This is a genomic window from Cytobacillus sp. FSL R7-0696 (genome assembly GCF_038006865.1).
Lineage (GTDB): Bacteria > Bacillota > Bacilli > Bacillales > Cytobacillaceae > Cytobacillus > Cytobacillus kochii.
Genome location: NZ_JBBOWA010000001.1, coordinates 662608 through 683637 on the forward strand (window position 1 = coordinate 662608; position 21030 = coordinate 683637).

The 21030-nt window shown below is 35.1% G+C and carries 22 protein-coding genes and 1 riboswitch; of the genes, 6 read left to right on the top strand and 16 right to left on the bottom strand.

Features of this window, described 5'->3' with window-relative positions; genetic code table 11:
- Positions 1-129: 129 nt before the first annotated feature.
- On the bottom strand, positions 130-975 hold the full coding sequence (locus MKX29_RS03455; RefSeq protein ID WP_341103999.1) for an alpha/beta fold hydrolase: 846 nt from the start codon (positions 973-975) through the stop codon (positions 130-132).
- Positions 976-1433: 458 nt separating this feature from the next.
- Here MKX29_RS03455 and MKX29_RS03460 point away from each other — a divergent pair, with 458 nt between their 5' ends.
- Positions 1434-1742 (top strand): hypothetical protein, encoded by a 309-nt coding sequence (locus MKX29_RS03460; RefSeq protein WP_095370307.1) that lies wholly within the window; start codon positions 1434-1436, stop codon positions 1740-1742.
- A gap of 458 nt (positions 1743-2200) precedes the next feature.
- Here MKX29_RS03460 and MKX29_RS03465 read toward each other — a convergent pair whose 3' ends face one another.
- Positions 2201-2326, bottom strand: a complete 126-nt coding sequence (locus MKX29_RS03465; RefSeq protein ID WP_095370308.1) for an FbpB family small basic protein — start codon at positions 2324-2326, stop codon at positions 2201-2203.
- A 530-nt stretch (positions 2327-2856) separates the two neighbouring features.
- Between MKX29_RS03465 and MKX29_RS03470 the strand changes: the two genes are divergently transcribed.
- Complete coding sequence (locus MKX29_RS03470) at positions 2857-3300, top strand: GNAT family N-acetyltransferase (RefSeq protein ID WP_224934892.1); 444 nt, start codon at positions 2857-2859, stop codon at positions 3298-3300.
- A 117-nt stretch (positions 3301-3417) separates the two neighbouring features.
- Here the strand turns inward: MKX29_RS03470 and MKX29_RS03475 are convergent, their stop codons facing one another.
- Positions 3418-3684, bottom strand: a complete 267-nt coding sequence (locus tag MKX29_RS03475; protein WP_251162862.1) for a hypothetical protein — start codon at positions 3682-3684, stop codon at positions 3418-3420.
- Positions 3685-4384: 700 nt separating this feature from the next.
- Positions 4385-4429: riboswitch (PreQ1 riboswitch) on the top strand.
- Between the two features lie 6 nt (positions 4430-4435).
- On the opposite strand from MKX29_RS03475, the gene MKX29_RS03480 reads away from it, so the two are divergent.
- On the top strand, positions 4436-4954 hold the full coding sequence (locus MKX29_RS03480) for a QueT transporter family protein (RefSeq protein WP_224934888.1): 519 nt from the start codon (positions 4436-4438) through the stop codon (positions 4952-4954).
- A gap of 36 nt (positions 4955-4990) precedes the next feature.
- Here MKX29_RS03480 and MKX29_RS03485 read toward each other — a convergent pair whose 3' ends face one another.
- From MKX29_RS03485 to MKX29_RS03500, 4 genes are all read right to left on the bottom strand, one after another.
- On the bottom strand, positions 4991-5812 hold the full coding sequence (locus MKX29_RS03485; protein WP_224934886.1) for a TerC family protein: 822 nt from the start codon (positions 5810-5812) through the stop codon (positions 4991-4993).
- Between the two features lie 317 nt (positions 5813-6129).
- Positions 6130-7755 carry a M20/M25/M40 family metallo-hydrolase gene (locus MKX29_RS03490; RefSeq protein ID WP_224934884.1) on the bottom strand — a complete coding sequence of 542 codons (1626 nt, stop codon included), beginning with the start codon at positions 7753-7755 and terminating at the stop codon, positions 6130-6132.
- Between the two features lie 324 nt (positions 7756-8079).
- On the bottom strand, positions 8080-9450 hold the full coding sequence (locus MKX29_RS03495; protein WP_224934882.1) for an aspartate kinase: 1371 nt from the start codon (positions 9448-9450) through the stop codon (positions 8080-8082).
- 431 nt (positions 9451-9881) lie between these two features.
- Positions 9882-12629 carry a GTP-binding protein gene (locus MKX29_RS03500; RefSeq protein WP_341104006.1) on the bottom strand — a complete coding sequence of 916 codons (2748 nt, stop codon included), beginning with the start codon at positions 12627-12629 and terminating at the stop codon, positions 9882-9884.
- 330 nt (positions 12630-12959) lie between these two features.
- Between MKX29_RS03500 and MKX29_RS03505 the strand changes: the two genes are divergently transcribed.
- Positions 12960-13877 carry a DUF1002 domain-containing protein gene (locus MKX29_RS03505; RefSeq protein WP_224934877.1) on the top strand — a complete coding sequence of 306 codons (918 nt, stop codon included), beginning with the start codon at positions 12960-12962 and terminating at the stop codon, positions 13875-13877.
- A 402-nt stretch (positions 13878-14279) separates the two neighbouring features.
- Here the strand turns inward: MKX29_RS03505 and MKX29_RS03510 are convergent, their stop codons facing one another.
- The 3 genes from MKX29_RS03510 to MKX29_RS03520 form a co-directional block, all read right to left on the bottom strand.
- The gene (locus tag MKX29_RS03510; RefSeq protein ID WP_341104009.1) at positions 14280-15173 is read right to left on the bottom strand and encodes a M23 family metallopeptidase; all 894 of its coding nucleotides are present in this window, start codon (positions 15171-15173) and stop codon (positions 14280-14282) included.
- Between the two features lie 111 nt (positions 15174-15284).
- Positions 15285-15638: a hypothetical protein gene (locus tag MKX29_RS03515; protein ID WP_224934873.1), complete on the bottom strand. Its 354-nt coding sequence runs from the start codon at positions 15636-15638 to the stop codon at positions 15285-15287.
- A 1-nt stretch (position 15639) separates the two neighbouring features.
- Complete coding sequence (locus MKX29_RS03520) at positions 15640-16107, bottom strand: GNAT family N-acetyltransferase (protein WP_341104011.1); 468 nt, start codon at positions 16105-16107, stop codon at positions 15640-15642.
- A gap of 194 nt (positions 16108-16301) precedes the next feature.
- Here MKX29_RS03520 and MKX29_RS03525 point away from each other — a divergent pair, with 194 nt between their 5' ends.
- Entirely contained in the window at positions 16302-17960 is a 1659-nt protein-coding gene (locus MKX29_RS03525; protein WP_289433025.1) for a glutamine--tRNA ligase/YqeY domain fusion protein, read from the top strand.
- A gap of 149 nt (positions 17961-18109) precedes the next feature.
- On the opposite strand, the gene MKX29_RS03530 is transcribed toward MKX29_RS03525, so the two are convergent.
- The 6 genes from MKX29_RS03530 to MKX29_RS03555 form a co-directional block, all read right to left on the bottom strand.
- On the bottom strand, positions 18110-18280 hold the full coding sequence (locus MKX29_RS03530; protein ID WP_341104014.1) for a hypothetical protein: 171 nt from the start codon (positions 18278-18280) through the stop codon (positions 18110-18112).
- 12 nt (positions 18281-18292) lie between these two features.
- Entirely contained in the window at positions 18293-18433 is a 141-nt protein-coding gene (locus tag MKX29_RS03535) for a hypothetical protein (RefSeq protein WP_341104017.1), read from the bottom strand.
- Positions 18434-18802: 369 nt separating this feature from the next.
- The gene (locus tag MKX29_RS03540) at positions 18803-18994 is read right to left on the bottom strand and encodes a hypothetical protein (RefSeq protein ID WP_341104020.1); all 192 of its coding nucleotides are present in this window, start codon (positions 18992-18994) and stop codon (positions 18803-18805) included.
- A 12-nt stretch (positions 18995-19006) separates the two neighbouring features.
- The gene (locus MKX29_RS03545; RefSeq protein WP_341104021.1) at positions 19007-19147 is read right to left on the bottom strand and encodes a hypothetical protein; all 141 of its coding nucleotides are present in this window, start codon (positions 19145-19147) and stop codon (positions 19007-19009) included.
- 269 nt (positions 19148-19416) lie between these two features.
- Positions 19417-19767 (bottom strand): DUF4260 domain-containing protein, encoded by a 351-nt coding sequence (locus MKX29_RS03550; protein ID WP_341104023.1) that lies wholly within the window; start codon positions 19765-19767, stop codon positions 19417-19419.
- On the bottom strand, positions 19760-20194 hold the full coding sequence (locus tag MKX29_RS03555) for a MerR family transcriptional regulator (protein ID WP_289433021.1): 435 nt from the start codon (positions 20192-20194) through the stop codon (positions 19760-19762). The genes MKX29_RS03550 and MKX29_RS03555 overlap by 8 nt, the downstream gene beginning before the upstream one ends.
- 220 nt (positions 20195-20414) lie before the next feature.
- Between MKX29_RS03555 and MKX29_RS03560 the strand changes: the two genes are divergently transcribed.
- Positions 20415-21011: an SIMPL domain-containing protein gene (locus tag MKX29_RS03560; protein WP_341104027.1), complete on the top strand. Its 597-nt coding sequence runs from the start codon at positions 20415-20417 to the stop codon at positions 21009-21011.
- Positions 21012-21030 lie beyond the last annotated feature (19 nt).

Sequence of the window (21030 nt, forward strand, 5' to 3'; positions counted from 1 at the left end):
GGGTAAGAGTCTGAAGAGTTTAAAGTAGCCAGTATGTCCAATAGCTTAATTAAAAAAGTTCGTTTTCTAACGGCTAATGAATAGGCTTTCATTCTGTTTGTTTTTATTTTACACCACTTTTGAAAAATTTCAACTAGTCGCATCAATATTTCTTAAAAAAGCTTTTATGCCATTGTAGATTTCTGGTCTTGAAGTAAACACTAATGTATAGTGATTGCATGGCGTCGTTATTTTCTCTATTTGCTTCGCATATACCATTGTATCAATATAATCTTCTGCATGAAATAACGGGTCCATTGCACCAATTCCACCCTCTGCATGAACAAGAAATACTGGGCAAGTCACTTCTTTAAATATTTCTTTAGGATCAAATGTATAGAAACTCTCAAAATCGGTTTTAATCTTTCCTTCACTTGCATGATTTCTCCACTTTTCACCGATTTGATGAATCTCATATAAGCCAACGTTTTGCATATGATCATCCCAAGGTACACCTAAGTTTTGATAAATTTGTTTAATCTCGTCTAAGTATGCTTGTTCACTTTCATACGCTTTGCTTAATCGGGCAAGAGAAGGTTCAACAATCTTCTTTTGATGTGGTGTACATGTCGCTGCACCATCTAGCAAGATTAATCCTCGAACTTCAGATTGAAGTCTACTCGCCACAATAGAACAGATAAAAGCGCCCATACTATACCCCATCAAAATTGGTTGATCAATATTTAACTCTTTAATCAATGCTTCAACATCTAAAGCATGCTTCCATATACTCGTATCCTCATCTGCATCCGCACTTTGCCCTCTACCTCTGACATCAATACTGACAATGCGATAATCTTTTAAACTTTCTGCATAATAGTGCATTTGCATATAATTACCCGTCAACCCATGGACAGCAATTATCGTCCCTTTCTCACCTGGGTAATCAGCTATTTGTATACTTCGACCATTAATATTTTTTTGATAACATTCCATTATGACACCTCTTTATGAAAATATAAAACTAGTTATACTCCTTATTATTTGAAATGTCAAAAACTTTTCCCATCGTTATATCCTGTAAAATTCCTTGTTGATGTTGATGGTTATATTATAAATAAAATGCTTACTTTTGGAGGAAACAAAATGAATTTCCCCGATTTAAATGCAAGACCTTTTCAGTTTTCAGTAAAAAACAAATGACTGCACGAGCTGAAATTCTAGATTCGCCATGGATAAAAGACATAAAAATTCATAGCCACTTGTTTTAGAGCAATTATAAGAATAAAAAATGATACGTTTAACTATTTACTTTTAGTCATCTTTTCGAATGTGATTAATAAATTATATTGAAAGTGGAAGAATCAGATGGATGATTTCTCTTATTCTTTTATTTTACAAATCAGCTAAAGTGGGTATAATGAATAGTAACTTGAAAGAAAGGTGGGGTACGGATGACTGGCAAAAAGATATACTCTTTTGGATTACTTATCATGTTCTGTGCATTTTTAGTTGTCCACTATCCTAGCGATCATTCAAGTTTGAGCACTTGGGGAGACCATCAGCACGCAGTCTTTAACGACTCCCATTTAAGTGATACCTCTCCATTAAAAGATGAGCTCAAAAAACATCCTCTTGTTTTCGAGCATGTTTCACTGATACTCATCAGCTTACTCTTACTTGGCATCTGCCAACTCGCTTATGTTTCTATGCAAAACAGTAGACATAAGCAGCCGATTTTCTTCCAATCTAATTATCTCTAATTATTCCTTAAATTTGTAAGAATATAACACAAATTTAAGGAGGATATGATAATGATTGTTCGTATGATTATGATTAGTATGTTTTCAATAACTGCAACTACACTTTTATTTTTCCAAGGATTAGAGATTTTTCAAGCTTTCTTTGACTATTATAAAAATAAATAAATACGTTAATTTAGCCGCTCACTTTACTTGAGCGGCTTTTATTTTACTCACTTCTTTTCCTTGTTTTTTAGTAACAACCATTAGCAGGGTAACTAGTCGATTTGCCTCATAAACCACTAGATATTTTTAATGGGAGTTGGTGGTATAGTAAATAAAAAATGGGCAAAAGCAATCCAGCCATCCTGTTGAGAGGAACTAGATATTAAATTAAACAATAAAACGAGGTTCCCCCATTCACTACAAGTAAAAAGACCAGAATAATAATTATCCTGGTCCCCTTCTATATAAAAGCTTTATTTCGCTTTTTCATGCCTTTTTTCTAAACGTTTTTCGATGACTTCAAGCTGATCTGGATTTTTTAATAACTCTTCTTTATTACGACGAACTAATTCGATGTATGATAACTTTTTCTTTCTCATAAATATTTCTCTCCTTATTCAAATGACTTTATTTTCTGAAAATAAAGTGCATATCTTTTTAGAAGAAAACAGTTTTGTAAGATTTTCTGACAAATTTAATTGTCCATACAAAATCCTTTTGAGTTTTCTTTAAATTCAGATTAATATGAAACAGAAGAAATGTCAAGACTTTTGAACCAAAATGCTATCTTTATATAATTATGTCATAAAATCTTCACAAAATTTTAACAATTAAACAAACCTTATTAAATACTGTTTTATAACATATTCAAACAATAATGAGCTGTATTCATATAGGATAATTTTCATAGACTCATTAACTATCTGGTATATCAAAAACATATTGACATAAATACCCTTTTATATTATATTTTCTTATTTATCAATGTAACCTGCCCTCTTTAGCTAAGGTCCCTGACATAGAAAATTAACTACGAAAGCGAAATAAGCAAATTTTCTGTGGTAGAATAATCCATAAATAACCGGTTTGGCTGGTTTAATAATACATTTAGCGATAAGGAGAATTTACCTTGGAATTTAAACTATTAGAAAAGCATGATTTAACTAAATGCACAGAAACATTTATTGAAGTATTCAATGATGAGCCTTGGAATGATGAATGGACATTTACAAAGGCTAAAAAATATTTACTGAGTTTTTATCAGACACCTGGATTTTTAGGCATTTTAGCGGTAGAAAACGACGAAATTATCGGCTTTATTCTTGGTGTAAAAAGAGTATGGTGGAGCGGAGATGAGTTTTTTATTAATGAAATGTGTGTAAAAACACAAATTCAAAATAAGGGTATTGGAAAAGCGATGTTAAATCATTTAATAAAAGAGCTTCATAACAGTAATATAAGTAACATTACACTTCTCACAGATAGAGGTATACCTGCAGAAGAATTTTATAAGAAAAATGGTTTTGAAGAAATAGAAAGAATCATTTTCTTGCATAAAAACATTCAACTTTAGTTCTAATTGGATAAGAGTAGACAGAAGTTAATACTAATTATTGATAAAAATTTCTAATTGAAAAAGAAGGTCTTTTACTAGCTAAAGAGCCCATCTCGATTGAGAAGGGCTCTAGTTTTATTCATCTCGATTATTATTATCATTCATATCTTCCGGGTCTTCAACGGCATCTTCTGGGTCAGGATCACTATCTTTTTCATCATCTTTAAACATAGTATCATCTTCATCTACTCCAGGTATATTCTCATCACCATTATTATCATTTTCTACACCATTATTGGTTTCTGGAGGTGGATTCTGATCTTGATTATCATTCGCTCCACATGCTGCTAATGAGAAAGACAATAAGATACTTGAAAGAATGAATAAAAACCTTTTTGCCATAACTTTCAACTCCTTTTAAATTATTGACTCTTAAGTCGTAAATATTTTCCCCTTTTATCAGAAAAATATTTATAAAAAAGTAAACCTCCCACTTAGAGGAGATCTACTTGGAAGGAGTTATACACTAATAGTATGTTCTTGACGTTTAGAAAGTATCCTTTTAATAAGGTTTTTACTCATTCTTAAAATATTGATTAACATAATTGAAGTTGATATCGCTTCTTGTTAGTGCATTCAATGCAGAAAAACGTATCGGATTTTAGTGCTAAAAGAGTAACAGAGCCAAAGCTGGATGTTAAGTATCCGATAGAAGATAATGTGAATTCAACTAGACTAAAAACGCAAGATGGATAAGCGTCTATGGATATTTTAAAGAACTTATTTGAAGTAACATCTGAAAATATTCTTAACCCTAATCTAAATTAAAAGTTTTAATCATACTGGTGTAAATAAGACCCTATTTGCTTAAAGATAAAGATATAGATGAAATATCAATTCACGGACTACACACACGGAAGTATTTTGTTTATAAAAGTCTTTCTCTAAAGGGCATGCTGATGTACATATAACCTATACATGCACTTTATAAGGGAATTAAAAAAGTTGATGAGGATTTTACTGTAAAAGTGCTAGCGGCCTTATCATTTTTTCAAAAAATACCATTTACAAACACTCCTAAAACCTGATATTATAACCTATTGTTGACGTGGTTCGAAACCATCCCACGATAAAAAACTAGGAGTGTAATCAAATGAATATTAGAATGATTGTAGCTAATGGTCTTTTGGCTGCTATGTATATTGCCATATCAATGGTATTACAGCCAATTGCTTTTTCAGCTATTCAGTTTCGTTTTGCTGAGATATTTAATCATCTCATTGTTTTAAACCGTAAATTTATTTATGGCATTGTCCTTGGTGTTTTCTTAACGAACCTATTATTTTCACCAATGAAGCCATTTGATTTAACATTTGGGGTCGCCCATTCCATTATCTGTTTACTAATTAGCTTGGTACTTTTTAAATTTGTTAAGAATATTTGGTTACGGATGTTAGTAAACACCATCGTCTTTACTGTAATGATGTGGATTATCGCCTTACAGTTAAAACTTGCTATTGGCCTTCCGTTCTTATTCACATGGCTCACAACTGCCATTGGCGAATTTGCGGTATTAATTATTGGGATGCCTATTATTTACTTTTTATATAAGCAGTTGTATAAAAGCAATTTAGATTTATCTAATGATATGAAAAAGCGTTCAACCTTTTAATGAGGTGAACGCTTTTTTTGGTAACCCACTCAAATTTTACAATTGTTCTTTTTCTTCCTTTAATGCCTGATCTAAACGGTCGTCGTCTCCAGCTCCATCTTCATCTATTTTTTCTTTAGATAAAAACCAACCGCCTACTGCGATAAGAATAAGAACGATGTAGAATGTTGCTTTCCAAACGGTTGAATGAGAGAATCCCTCCGGTAATACAGCCAGTGCAGGGTGTGCAAGAGTTGTAACTGCTAACTTTACACCTACCCAACCGACGATCAAAAAGGCAGTAATTTCTAATCCAGGACGTTTATGAAGTAAGTCAACAAAGATATTAGCTGCAAACCTCATAATAATTAGCCCGATCATACCACCTGCAAATACAACGAGGAATTGTCCTGTATCCATACTTCCAATTGTACCAATACCAGTTGGTGGTAATGCCATTGCTAAAGCAATTGCTGCCAAGATTGAGTCAATTGCAAAGGCAATATCAGCTAACTCAACTTTAAAAACCGTCATCCAAAAACCTGATTTCTTTTTCGGCTTGGCTGAAGGATCAGGCACGTCATGCTTTTTGACCAGAAACTTCCGGAATATATGATTCGCTGCGATAAAGATTAAATAAATTGCACCTAATGCTTGAATTTGCCATACATCAACAAGAAATGAAATAGCGAATAATGAAGCAAACCTAAATACAAACGCTCCAGCTAAACCATAAAATAATGCTTTCTTTCTTTCCTTTTCAGGTAAGTGTTTGACCATAATGGCTAGAACAAGTGCGTTATCCGCTGCTAATAATCCTTCTAATACAATAAGAACTAAAAGCACCCAACCATACTCTAATAATAATGCTGCTTCCAAATGAATTTTCCTCCTTCATATATGTAACATCCCCTGCGAATATCGTCTTCAAGTAAGAAAAACAGTATTAGCATTTGCTTAACATTGCCTGTTTATTTCACTTAAAAACAAAAAACCTTTACCGATTTTCGGTAAAGGTTTAAAACATAAAAGGCCTTCACCGAATTTGGTAAAGGTCTTGCTAACAACGATCAGAATTGTTGCCAACAAAGCCGAGAGCATGATACTCCGAATTGACGACTTTGCTGTAAAAGCTACTCCCCTTTGGAGATGCTATTCATTTGATACCTCTATCATATGCAAACATACCTCAGCTGTCAATCATTTTTTTGCTGTTCATGTTTTTTTATTAAATGTGCTAATAGTTTTGGTAAAGTTTCGAAAGCAAAAGGAATTTGCAGACGCTCTGTTTTTTGATGTGCGTCCCTTCCCATTGGTCCAACATTAATTACCGGGGCAGTTATCTTTGCCATTTCCTTAAATGGGATGGAATACAATTTCTCTCCTCCTGGCAAATTATCGTTATAAATATCCATATCCTTTAAATCAGCATGTAGGCCTGCATAACTCAAATCAGATATACCATTGAAATAATTGACTGGATGAATACGCTCTTGATATTTTGTGTCAGCAAACGCTATTAAAGAAGAAGATAATTCAGCAATACACTCATTCTCACTGGAATTAACAGCAGGATAATACGGTGGGGCGTAAAATAAAATAATCATCGGACCTAATTCTTGACACAGCATTGCCAATTGGTCGACAATTTGTATCGTTTGATCGCGAATATCGCCCTCAGTCTCCTTGGCAATCGATTGCTCTAATATATCTATATACTCTGCACTTGTTTTCTTGACTGCGTAAGCCCTGATCTCCTCATACAAATAAACGTGAATATGTGATAACTGTGACTCATCCAAACCATTTAATCGATATTTATCTCTTATAAATGCTTCCATTTTATCAGCGGCCTTTATAGCCACTTCCTTCATTTCATGCATGACATCAACAGGATTTCTTTTCATTAATAACACATTATAAAGACTTGCTGAGCGATGAGGAATTTGTGTCGTATAGCCTTTTTTCAAATCTCGTTGCCAAAGCAATGTCGGTGGAGGAGACATCACACCATTTACCTGCTCTGAAAGCTCTTCATTCCACTCAACTTCATTCGTTAAAATAGATGACATCCAACAAGCATTCATCCCAGAAAACGGCTCGCCGACATGAGATTCTTTCCCAAAACACAATGCTCCCGGCATAATTTTGCCTATCGTTCCTGTATAAAAGTAATGATTATCATCTTGGGGAACTTGAGAAAACATCGGCTCGGAATTTAAATATAATGTATAATTGAGACGATGTTCTTCTCCAAGAGAAACTAATCTTGGAATCACTTCTCTCATACCAACTGAATTCACTTCCTCGTCTGGGACAGCTACTAATAACAAATTGATGTTCCAGTCTTCATTCGCCGCTTTTTCTAACAAAGACATATGTTGAACTAATCCGCATTTCATATCCATCATACCTCTACCAAACAACCAATCTCCACTAATTAAATCCTCTTTTGCATCTTCCGGTAAGGTATCAAGCCGATTATGCAGCTCTCTCGTCAATTCAACAGGATTAAAAGCGAGATGCTGCAGATCACCATAGTCTTCAATATCTACTACGTCAAAATGACTAATCATCACTACCGTTTTTTCTGCTAAGTTATTTTTATATAGAGCCGTTAATATAGAACGACCATCTGAAGTCGGATGATTTACTACATACCCGGGATATTTTTGGTAATAAGGTAAAGATTTTAATACTTGTTCCACTCTTAAAGGAAAGTATTTCTCTCCTGGTGATAGGCTAACACTATCAATGGACACAAGCTCTAATAAAGTGGCCAACATTTGACTTTTAGATTGAATAAACATTTCTGTGCTCATATCACTTGCCCCCTTATTATTTTCATCACCTAGGTGGTTGCCCTGAGATACTATATGCTTATGAATAAATATAATGATGCGTGTTTTTTACTACTGTTTAAAGAATATATTAGTCCTTTGTACCAGCTAAGTAAATATATTTTTAGAAAACTGGAAACGGGATATATGTTAAACAAATAGAGGCACGCATGTGGATATAACAGAAACTACTCGGAGTATTCATTAAACATGCAGTAACTTGGGTATCGCTAAAAACAAAGAACCTGCCTACACACTCTTCTACCAGTGTATAGGCAGGTTTCCCTAAAGGCCCCTAACTTAGCTTTATCCAATTGGTAATGCGACCTCTGCAAAAAATTCTTCATACAATGCCTGAACAGCTTTTTTCTCATCTACCTCTTTAACCGCAAACATCATACTTACCTCTGAAGATCCTTGGTTAATCATTTCAATATTAACATCCGCTTTGGCTAAAGCATTCGCAGCCCGAGCCATCGTGCCAATGTTATGACGCATACCTTCGCCAACAACCATAATCAACGCCAAACTATGTTGAATATGTACTTCATCGGCTACTAATTCACTTTCTAAACGTTTAAGTAAAACTTCTTCTTCATCTTCTTGTAGTTGATTCTCTTTAATAATGACAGTTACATCGTCTATACCAGATGGTGTATGTTCATAACTAATCCCGAACTCTTCTAAAATGGCATATAATTTTCGACCAAATCCGATTTCACGATTTAATAAATATTTACTGACATAAATACTACAAAAACCAGTAGCACTCGCAATCCCGACAACTGGACCATTTTGATTTTTTCTTGTCCGTAAAATCGTCGTGCCTCTTGCACTGGGATTATTCGTATTTTTAATTTGCACAGGAATTCCTGCTTGAATGGCAGGTATAAGCGCCTCTTCATGTAAAACAGTAAAACCTGCATACGATAATTCGCGCATTTCTCGATAAGTTAATTCTTTAATTTCTTTTGGCTGATCAACGAAAGTTGGATTCACTGAAAAGACTGCATCCACATCAGTGAAATTTTCATATACATCTGCCTTTACCGCATAGGCTAAAATCGACCCGGTGACATCAGAACCACTACGAGAAAAAGTAAATATCCCTCCATTTTGGCCATAACCAAAAAATCCTGGAAAAATAATCAGTTCACAAGACTCACGTAGACGTCTAAGCTTTTCATAAGATTTAGGTAACACTTGCGCATTGCCATGCTCATTTGAAACAATTAGCCCTGCTTCTCTAGGATTCATATACTTAGCTTTCACGCCTTGTTCTTGAAAATAGCATGCAACCAATTTAGCATGATTATCTTCTCCACTTGCTTTTATACAATCTAAGTATTGTTCAGGGTTGTTTTTATCTCCAGCCAGCCTCACTAATAAATCATTTTGAATCGTCTCAATGATGGTTGGCGGTAGTATAAGGTCGTCAGCAATTTCTTTATACCGAGCGACCACTTGCTCAATATAAGGACTCGGATCTTCATTATTGATTGCATGCAAACCACATGAAATAAGTAAATCAGTCACCTTTGTATCATTCTCATGTCTTTTACCCGGAGCCGATACCACAATTATTCTTCTTTCATTGTCAGAATGCACAATATCAAACACACGCTTTATATGCTTAGCATCGGCAAGCGATGAACCGCCAAATTTAACAACTTTCATCAAGACATCTCCCAATTTATTCTCTATTTTATATCTTCATTCTACTACTGAATGAGAAATAATCAAGAACTTTTTCTACTCAGTGAGAACAAATGTATTTTTAGAAAGGACATAAATGTGATGAAATGAACAATTTGTTAGTAAATTTCAATACGAAAAATTCTTGTTTTTGTAAAGTAAACCAGTGAAATACCCTTCATTTTTCTTCAAATGCAACTGATGTGCTTTTTCTTAACAACAGCTAGTTGAAAATAAATGAAGTACTACTTCTAAACAACCTTTAATCGTTATTTCCTATCGCAACTATTACTCCATTCCTTACTTCAGTACTTTTGTCTTTTACTGACATTAGGAAACTTATCTAAAAACACCGTAGACATAGTCTACGGTGCTTCAGTTCATTCATACGGGTATTTTATCAGCTATATTGATTAAATATATTGCTTTGGTGTTTGAGACTTCTCCGTCATCCATTCATATTGCTTCCATTTTAACTCAAATAATTTTAATGGATCATGGTAGATTGCTGGATTACTTCTCATTATCTCTAGTTCTTTGTTATCATTTGCAATTGTCATATGAGATTCTTTTACTGTTTCTTCTAATACCGCAAATGGTGATTGGAAAAACATTTGAATATCACGATCCAACGCTTTCTCGAATAGTTCAAATTGCTGAATAAAGTTGTCTGTAATTTGACTTGCTACTTCACGATAGTCCTCATTGTCAACAAATTGTTTATACTTATTGTAAAGCATTGTTTTATTTTGTGGAATGAGTCCAAAGATTTTCCCTGCGCTTTTCAATAGCATTTGCGTTGGTGTATGACGGAGCATAATATTCGCTTTATCTAACCTTACAGTACCGTGAGTCAGGCGATCAGCATCGCGCTTCCAATCTTCGAGAATACGGAAATCACAGTTTAATTGTAATTTTTCAAAGCCGTATAATTCATTGAAGCTATCCGCCATCTCTACTAAGAAAGCCTGGCCTGTCAAAAATTCTTGCTCACTTTCCATAATCCAAGCTTGAATGGATTCCCTATATTCCGGTAATACCTTTTCGGATATATACTGTTGGACTCGTTCATTCATTTCATTATTCAACTCAATATGAAGCTTACTGAAGTCACTATCTTCTCGAATCAATTGGCTACACTCACGTAAAATATCTGGAATAGCTGCAGCTAGCTTATCTTCCATCGTCTTTTTAATATCACGATAAGAGTGACTGATATTTTTCACTTTTTCTTCTTCCATATCTTCTAATTGATGAATAGCACCATTCAACTTTGTTAACATTTCTTCATGCCAGTTCATATCATCAATTAGCGCATTTTCTTTTTCTACTCGTTTATCAAGAAGAAACTTAATCGATTTTTGAATATAATGCAGCATCTTCTCTGTCCGCTCTTGCATTAAATGACGTCCTTCATTTAACCCAGCTAAAAATACTGCAAAGTCTTTTAACTGCTCTGTAGGATCATATTGCGGTGAGTAAGCAAAGATTGTTGCTTTTGGAAAATAAGTAGACACTCTATCAGCCGTTTCATCCATCCACTGCATGGCTTCTTCCTCACTACTAGCTGCATCCATATGATTTAAAATAAAATGCACCGGTAGACTAGGTGATTGCTCTCGAATTTTCACGGCAACATCTAATTCTCTATCTGTTAACGGGTACTCAGCATTTAGGATAAATAATAGGCTATCGGCAAAATGCAAATATTGAAATACATCATTTCTAAACTTGTTACTGCTAGAGAGGCCCGGTGTATCCATGACCGCCATTCTTTGCTGCGATAGGAAAGGTAGAGAATGTTTATAATCGACCAATACTTGTTCCGATCTTTTTTCTCCTGTTCTTAAATCATCCATAGAGTCAAGCGGGATAATAGCAGTATCAGAAATGGAAGTGAGTTCTTTATAGTCAGCATGCTTATACATCACAGTTGCCGTTGTATTCTCTGCTTTCACATGATCTCCAAGTAATTCTTGGACAAACTCAGTCTTCCCACTCCCAGACATCCCCGCAATGATGACATGATTTGTTTCTAAATCAAGTAGTTCTTTTACCATCCATTCAAATCTTGCACCCATTAATACATCGTGTCTTCTTGCCCACTCCATGATGGATTGGAATAATTGATAATTCTCTTCAAGCGTATGCTCCACTGGCGCTGCTTCTTCTATCATTCTTTCCGCATCATTCATCACTTCAGCATCAAAACTCTTAGTAAATAGATCACTCCATGCAAGAACTGAAGCCGATGCAATAAGGCGGTAAGTATCTGAAGAGATTCTCAACCAGTTTTGTAAATGAGGTGGAACGATTTTTGAAATCTCTTTTATTTGTTTTTCGCCATTGATTAATTCGAAATAAGTATCATGATAAATAACCGATAATTCGTTCCAATGATACCCGCTTTGTGTATCTAACTTTTGCATGAGTTGGTTAAATTCTTCTAACCAGTTAAAATAGTATTCTTCCCCTTTATAGCTTTGCCAAAATGCGACAGATACAGCTTCGAACTGACGAACATCATTTTGATAAAGGATCGTTAAGGCCTCAATAAAATACTTGGGAGCCGTTTTTTTCGTTTTCCCTTCTATAACATATCCCTTTAATGTGTGGAACCAGCTAATTTCTTGCGTTCTCATGGCTTCATTTACAGCTAATTCCACTGCATTTTGCCAATCTTGATGGTCTTCAAAAAAGACGCGTGCGATTCTTGTTACATCTGGATAATCAGGATTTAAGAAGACTGCTTTTTTAATAGCATCTACTGCCTTCTCTAATTTTCCCTGTTGTATGTATAGAGAGAATAATTGGAGGAGTACTTCTATCTTCAATACATCTGAATCTGTATCAATTGATAAATAGATTTCCTCTGCAGTACCTAAGAGGTCTAATTCAAAATAGGCATCTGCGACATTTTTCCGTGCCCATGGTTGAAACTCATTATCTATATTTTCCCATTTGAAGATGGCCGCTTCATAATCTTTATGATGAAAATATACTTCACCTTGTGCAAACCGAATCATTGTCAGATCTGGCGATTCTTTTAAATTCTCTTGCATATAAGCATTCCCTAATACTTCAACGGGATGTGTATGTTCATGATTAATTGTAAATGTGTCATGGAATTGTTTATTAATTAATTGATTTTCTATACTCATGATTGTTCCCTCTCTTTGCAATTTAGGATAGAACCATTATCCTATCTGCTTCTATCCTGTTATTCTAACAAAATAATCACTGCAAATAATTTCATTTAGCTATCATTTTTGATACATAAATGTTGAAGAATGTAATATTTTTAACTTACATTTATATTATTCGTTGGATTGTTACCTTTTTTGCACGTTGAATAGGAATTAGTTATTGATAGGATTATATTTTTTAGAGTATGCCGGGTTTATACTATACATACCTCTCATCAATTTCTTTAAAATGAAACCTTTTTTATCCTGAAACGTCTATAATCTTAGTGAAAGGAGCGTCATACGATGAAGAAAAAATCGAGGGTTTTATCTATTATTACAACTATTACCCTATTATTCTCATTACAAACCACTGTTTTTGCTTCAACAGGGTCAGCCGATTCTGAGGAAAGTATTAATGAGAAATATGGATTACCAATTGTTGCCTATGGTGAGGCTTTAAGTTCAAGCCAGAAAGAAGAAACGAAGAAGTTATTAGGTGTAAAAGAAAACAGCAAAGTAGAAGAAATTATTATTACTGCTGATGATATTGTTCATTATATTAAAGGTGATCCCCGCTCTAATATGTATTCCTCTGCGAAGATTACGCGCACAGATACAGGTAAGGGTGTAATCATCAACCAAATGACACCTGAAAACATTACTGAAGTAACTGATGAAATGTATGCCAATGCCTTACTTACAGCTGGTATAGAAGAAGCCATAGTTGATATCGCTTCTCCAGTAAAAGTCAGTGGTCACTCAGCTCTAGTTGGAATATACAAAGCCTATGACCAAGGTGAAGGCGAGAAGTTGGATGAGGAAAGAACAGAAGTAGCTAACGAAGAACTAAGTATTGCGACAAATTTAGCGAAAAAAGAAGGTATGGACCAAGAAAAGGTAACCGAACTGCTCACTGAAATCAAAAAAGAAATAGCGGAGCAAAACCCTGCAACAAAGGAAGATATCCAACAAATTGTTGATGAACAAATGCAAAAGCTAGAAATACAGCTTAGCGAAGAAGACCGCAAGCTCCTTTATGACCTTTTTGAAAAAATGCGAGAACTTAATATTAACTTTGATAATGTCAAATCCCAATTAGAGGATTTGGCCAATAGTGTACAGGAAAAAATTTCAGAAGCAGTTGGTGATAAAGGTTTTCTTCAAGCTGTATCTGACTTCTTTAAGAATTTAATCGATTCTATAAAAGGAATTTTCTCCTAATTAATTTGAACCAACTCCAATTACAGAGTTGGTTCTTCTCTTTTTTAAAGATTTGAATAGGCCAAACAAACAAGACCCTTTTGCGAAACTCACTTACTTTTTTATTTCTAAAGTAGTAAATGCATGATAGCTAACTATCAATATATAAGTGAAGAGACACCATGCGGGTAATCATAATAGATAGCTCGGGAAATCGAGGGTGCACGGGTTTCTTTAGAGTTTTCAACATAGTTATCTGGACAAATCGAGATTGCTCGGCTTTCTTATGAGTTTTCAGCTTACTTAGCTGGGAAAAAATCATGTGTTTGACTATCACTTGAATTTCTGGCAGCAAACCTCCATAACTTTGTTAATCACCCAAGGGGACCAAACGATTGACATATAGCCTTTCTTCATTGACAATCACCAAACGATGCTATTTCTAACTAAAAATCTGCCATCAAATTCAATCGGAACGCCTTTTCCGTCTTTTTCAGCATGAATATGTAGATGTGGTTCTGATGTATTACCTGAATTGCCAACTAAACCGATTGGCTCGCCTACTTCTACCCTGTCACCTGATTGCACACGTACACTACCTTTTTGCATATGTGCTAGTAAAACCTCTACACCTTTACAGGATATAACAACTGAATTACCTGCTGCATTTTTAGGGTCTGCATTGGGAGGGACTAAATCTGCTAAATCATTCTCCGCTTGGACAACTTCTCCAGTACACGGACTTGTTAGCTCATCACCGAATATTTCGTATTTATCCAATTCATTTGGATAAATGCCAGTTGCTCGACTACCTAGCGCATTTAATTTCACGATATCTACCGCATAAGCTTGACTCTCATGAGCATGATGATAATTGATTCGGACATGACTGCCACCTTGCCCAACATAATAAACCCCATCTTGCAGTGGAAAATCTAACTGTACTGCCTTCATATTCGTCGAGAACCCACTAAATGTCGATACATTATAATAACCAAAAACAAGAATAAGAAGCCCGTAAATGGCCATTGATATTTTTTGCGATAAATTGAATTCTGTTTTAAACGGTAGTTTGTTCACTTTCTTCCAAGATAAAAATACAGCAGCAATGAAAAAGACCAAAATAAGAAATCGTAAGTAGTAACTAAACCAATCCCAAGGAGAGGAAAAGAACAGCCAAAGGATGAGTAAACCTGTCATCGTAGCCTGTAAAAGCCAGTCTAGCTTACTATGAAGCTTTCCTTTCCATAATGAAAAAGAAAAAACAACAGGTAAAACAAACTGAATAAACAATAAAAAGAGGATATCAAAGGTCATCGAATGTCTCCTTTTCTCGTAAAGTTATCTAAGATACGTCTGACGACTATTAAATGTTCCCTTTTTTTATGAAAATGACTTTTGACCCTGTAGAGCGACTGAATAAAACCCTCATTGCTCAGATATATTTTGTAATAACCTCTCCACTCTGTCCAAACTAATAAATAAAACAAGCATTGATCCTATGCCCCAAAAGTGCCAATATCTTGTATGATGGAAGAGTAGAACTGCTCCAATGAAAAACATTAGTAAGGAAAAAACGATACTAAGTAAGACTTTCTTATCTTTCAAAATAGTCGTTTTTAAAGAAACTCTCCTTTTTCTTACTACAATAATAGCCAAGAAACACATCCCTAAAGCAATAATATGCATAATTCCATTTCCGTTTCTACCTAATTGATCAACTGTTAAAGATAACAAAAAACTTCCAACTACAATCATGCTCACACTTAAAATGACGCGCATTTCACCCCTCACTTCCTCTACTTAGACATCGGATCCACTCATATTCAATAGCAGGTAATCCTTCTTCGTTATCACTATTAAAGGCAATCTTTTTAAATCCTTTGCCTTCGTAAAACTGCTGTGCTTTTTTGTTTACTTCGAAAGTATATAATTTTAAACGTCCGCATGAATAAGCTTTCGCATGCTCTAATAATGCCCCACCAATCCCCACTCCTTGATGAGCTAAATGTACATATAGTTGATTAATCTCGCCTTCATTATAAGCAATCATGCCAATTGGTGTTTCATTTAGCACCGCTAAATCTACTTGAAATTGTTTTGTTAACATATGATTGAGAAAATAGATATGCTCTGTCATACTATGTATTTCCTTTTGACCAATAGCTGCTTCTTTACTCTCCCTCCAAAAGCTAACTGTCGAGAGGGCATACTTCTTTTCATAAGCAATGATTCGCCAGTCTTTCACCATATAACTCTCCCCTTCATTGTCCAAGCCTTATATATATTCATGACAAAAAGATGATCCCCTCCTTATTTATATGGAGAAAAACTTTTTAAGCGCGCTTTTTTTGTATATAATAGATAGAATCAACAGGCACTTTATTTATAGGCTTATTCAGATTAAAATAAGGTAAAGAACAAGGTAGAAAGGCTGATATCGGATTGGAACAATCAAACTTTATTCGTACAATTATTAAAGAAGATTTAGAAAATGGAAAGCGCGACACTGTTGTAACCCGTTTCCCACCTGAACCAAATGGCTATCTCCATATTGGACATGCCAAATCCATCATCATTAACTTTGGTTTAGCGGACGATTTTAACGGGCAAACAAACTTACGCTTTGACGATACAAACCCACTAAAAGAAGACCAAGAATATGTCGATGCCATTAAAGAAGATGTAAAATGGCTCGGGTATGATTGGGAAGAGCTACATTATGCATCCAATTACTTTGATGAAATGTATAACCGTGCAGTGCTTTTAATTAAAAAAGGCAAAGCATATGTCGATGATTTAAACCAAGATGAAATTCGTGAGTACCGTGGGACTTTAACTGAGCCTGGTAAAGAAAGTCCTTACCGTAACCGTTCAATTGAAGAAAACCTAGACCTATTCGAAAAAATGAAAAATGGGGAATATGAAAACGGTCAAAAAGTTTTGCGTGCAAAGATAGATATGTCATCACCAAATTTAAACTTACGTGACCCTGTCATTTACCGTATCTCTCATGCGACTCATCACAATACGGGTGATACATGGTGTATTTATCCTATGTACGCTTTTGCCCATCCGCTTGAAGATGCAATCGAAGGTGTAACGCACTCATTATGCACGACAGAATTTGAAGATCAACGTCCTCTTTATAATTGGGTTGTAGCGGAATGTGAAATGGAAAACCAACCACAACAGATTGAATTCGGACGCTTAAATATTACAAATACAGTAATGAGTAAGCGAAAACTAAAGCAATTAGTAGATGAAGGAATTGTTGATGGCTGGGATGACCCAAGAATGCCAACGATATCGGGTCTGCGTCGCAAAGGGTATACTGCTAGTGCCATTCGTGAGTTTGTTCAAGAAACTGGTGTCTCTAAAGGTAGTGGTGCAGTGGATGAAATGATGCTTGAGCACTATGTGCGCGAGGATTTAAAACTCAGTGCCCCACGAACAATGGGAATCTTGAAACCTTTAAAAGTTGTAATCACCAATTACCCTGAAGGTGAATCCGAGTGGTTAGAAGCGGAAAACAATCCTGAAAACGAGGAAATGGGCACAAGACAAATTCCATTCTCTCGTGAAATATATATAGAACAAGAGGACTTTATGGAAAATCCTCCAAAAAAATATTTCCGTCTTTTCCCTGGAAATGAAGTGCGCTTAAAGCATGCTTATTTCATCAAGTGTAATGATGTGATTAAAGATGAAGATGGCAATGTTGTTGAATTACACTGCACTTATGATGTTGAAACGAAAAGTGGTTCAGGTTTTACAGGACGCAAAGTCAAAGGTACATTACACTGGGTTGATGCCAAAAGTGCCATCCCTGCTGAATTCCGTCTATATGAACCTTTAGTATTAGACGAGCAAATGAAAGAAGAAGCATCAGAAGACAAAGATTTCTTAGACTATATTAATCCAAATTCACTTGAAGTGGTGCAAGGATTTATTGAACCTAACTTGAAAGAGGTTCAACCACAAGATAAATTCCAGTTTTTCCGTCACGGTTACTTCAATGTCGATTCTAAATATAGTACACCTGAAAAACCAGTCTTCAACCGAATTGTATCGTTAAAAAGCTCTTTTAAGCTAAATAAGTAAGATATCTTACGCGAATGGTTCTACTTAATGAATCATTCGTGTTTTTTTCGTGATCTGATCTTTACACCGTTCACTTTAGAGATTATTTACTTGTCCCTTCACTAAGGGAATGCTAAGGAACTTATAAAAAGACAAAAAGAATGTTGAAATTAGCTTGCATCAATATGCGAGAGCGTTAATTCTTTCTCACATTTGTAGGCCCTTTTTGCCCTACTCATTTCTTTATTTCTCCAACTATTAGTCGCGATTCTTCCTTTTGCCTTACTCATTTCTTTGGTTCTCCATCTATTAGTCGCGATTTCTCCTTTTGCCCTACTCATCTCTTTATTCCTTCATCTATTAGTCGCGATTTCTCCTTTTGCCCTACTCATCTTTTTATTCCTCCAACTATTAGTCGCGATTTCTCCTTTTGCCCTACTCATTTCTTTGGTTCTCCATCTATTAGTCGCGATTTCTCCTTTTGCCCTACTCATCTCTTTATTCCTTCACTTATTAGTCGCGATTCTTCCTTTTGCCCTACTCATCTTTTTATTCCTTCACTTATTAGTCGCGATTTTACCATTTGCCCTACTCATCTCTTTATTCCTCTAACTATTAGTCGCGATTTCTCCTTTTGCCCTACTCATCTCTTTATTCCTTCACTTATTAGTCGCGATTTTACCATTTGCCCTACTCATCTCTTTATTCCTCTAACTATTAGTCGCGATTTTACCATTTGCCCTACTCATCTCTTTATTCCTCCAACTATTAGTCGCGATTTCTCCTTTTGCCCTACTCATCTCTTTATTTCTTCACCTATTAGTCGGGATTTCTCCTTTTGCCCTACTCATCTCTTTATTCCTTCACTTATTAGTCGTGATTCTTCCTTTTGCCCTACTCATCTTTTTATTCCTCCAACTATTAGTCGCGATTTCTCCTTTTGCCCTACTCATTTCTTTATTTCTCCAACTATTAGTCGCGATTTCTCCTTTTGCCCTACTCATTTCTTTATTCCTTCTCTTATTAGTAGCGATTCTTCCTTTTGTCCCACTCATCTCTTTATTCCTTCACTTATTAGTAGCGATTCCTTCATTTGCCCTACTCATCTCTTTATTCCTCCAACTATTAGTCGCGATTTCTCCTTTTGCCCTACTCATCTCTTTATTCCCCCAACTATTAGTCGCGATTTCACCATTTGCCCTACTCATTTTTTATTCCTTCACCTATTAGTCGCGATTTCTCACTTTTACCCTACTTCGATTTCCCTATTCCTTCACTTATTAATCGCGGAAACCCTTAATCAACCTTCCACTTCATCGCCCTATTAACTTACCTGGCAAGCCGGTTATTTTCGTCTTTCAGATTAACTAACATTTCTGATCATACCAATGATATTTATGGAGCATTTTGCTTACTAACACTTCTTTCCTATAAAAAAATGGTGCGCTACATTACCTAAATGACAGTACTTTGTTTTCTATATTTTTTGTAAATGTGTTACTTTAAACCCTTCTTCATATTTAAGACCGTATCCTAAGGCTCTATCCATACTAATGTGAGCAGACCAGATCAAAGATACCATTAATAATATAGGTTCCTTTATTACAAAATAAATTCCTAAAATCAATAAGGGGAAAATAAATGTATGGCCTATATTATAGAGAATCGCCCCTACTTTTTTGTTGAGGAGATAGCCAAACATAAAGACGTCTGGTAAAAACAAAAAAATAACAAAGGCAAGTATTGAGAATTCCCATGTAATATAAGCTACTACTTTTAATAATAGTAAAAGAATATATTCCCACTTAACAATAATGCGATTACTCATTTTCCACACCACCTATTTTCATCTGTTCATATACATGGTGAATGACTTGATCTAAGTTTCTTTGGTTCTCTTTAAAGTTTCCTTCCTTTATCATGAAACGAATCTCTTTTAAAGCTTCCAAAGCAACTGTCAAAAAGTGAAGTTTCGCTTCAACACTATCAACCTTTACACCTATTAACTGCTCCGATTTCATTTTACAATCCTCTGACGGCTGAGTCCGATCTAATATAAACAGTTCACTGATTTCTTGTAGAGAGAATCCTAATTGTTTTAACACAATGATATATTTGAGTTCTCTTTCATTTTTGTCTTTATACAATCGATAGCCATTTTCGGATCTTTCTGGAGTAATTAAACCGATTTTTTCATAGTAACGGATTGTCTCACTAGAAATATCATATTGAGAAGCGATTTGTTTAATATACATTTCCTTCCTCCTTTTCTTCTTATTTTGAAGATAACATTGGAGCTTACTACAAGGTCAATATATTTTTGAATTTTTCCAATCTTTATCTTGCATCACAGCGATACAATCATTTCTAAAAAATGTGATACGACATACACTTAATAAGATAAAGAGTTGAAAGGTGATGACCATGTACCCTTATTCATATAATGAAGTGCGAAACAAAGAACGGAGATTACATTTGAATGGTTTAGGAAGACTTTCCGTCCAACCTGATATAGCCACTATTCATATCGGTGTCATATCGGAAAATGAAGAAATACAGATAGCTGAAAAGGAAAATACACAAGCCACAGAATCTTTTCTTTCTGCTTTAAAACAAGCCGGTATCAACGAAAAGCACATACAAACGACTCACTTTAATGTACATCCCATCTACCATCAACAAGATGATTCTTCGCAGATTTCAGGCTATCAAGTGATAAATGAAGTTCGCGTTACCGTCAGTCAACTTAATCAAATAGGTACAATTATTGCTTTAGCAATGGAACACGGAGCCAATCAAATAAATAGTCTTGAATTTGGATTAACGGAGAAACAGAAATGGTATTATAAGGCATTAAATGAGGCATTAGTGGATGCGATAAGTAAAGCCCAATCTATAGCTAATGTTTTAAATGTAACAGTAGATCTTACCCCGATAAAGATTATCGAAGACAGCAGACAAATACAGCCCTTCACACAGAAAGTTGCTCTTCAATCTATTGCTTCTCCGCCCATTGAACCTGGTGAAATCATCGTGGAAGCCGTAATAACTGCCGTTTTTCATTATTCATAACATGCATCTTCATCATTCA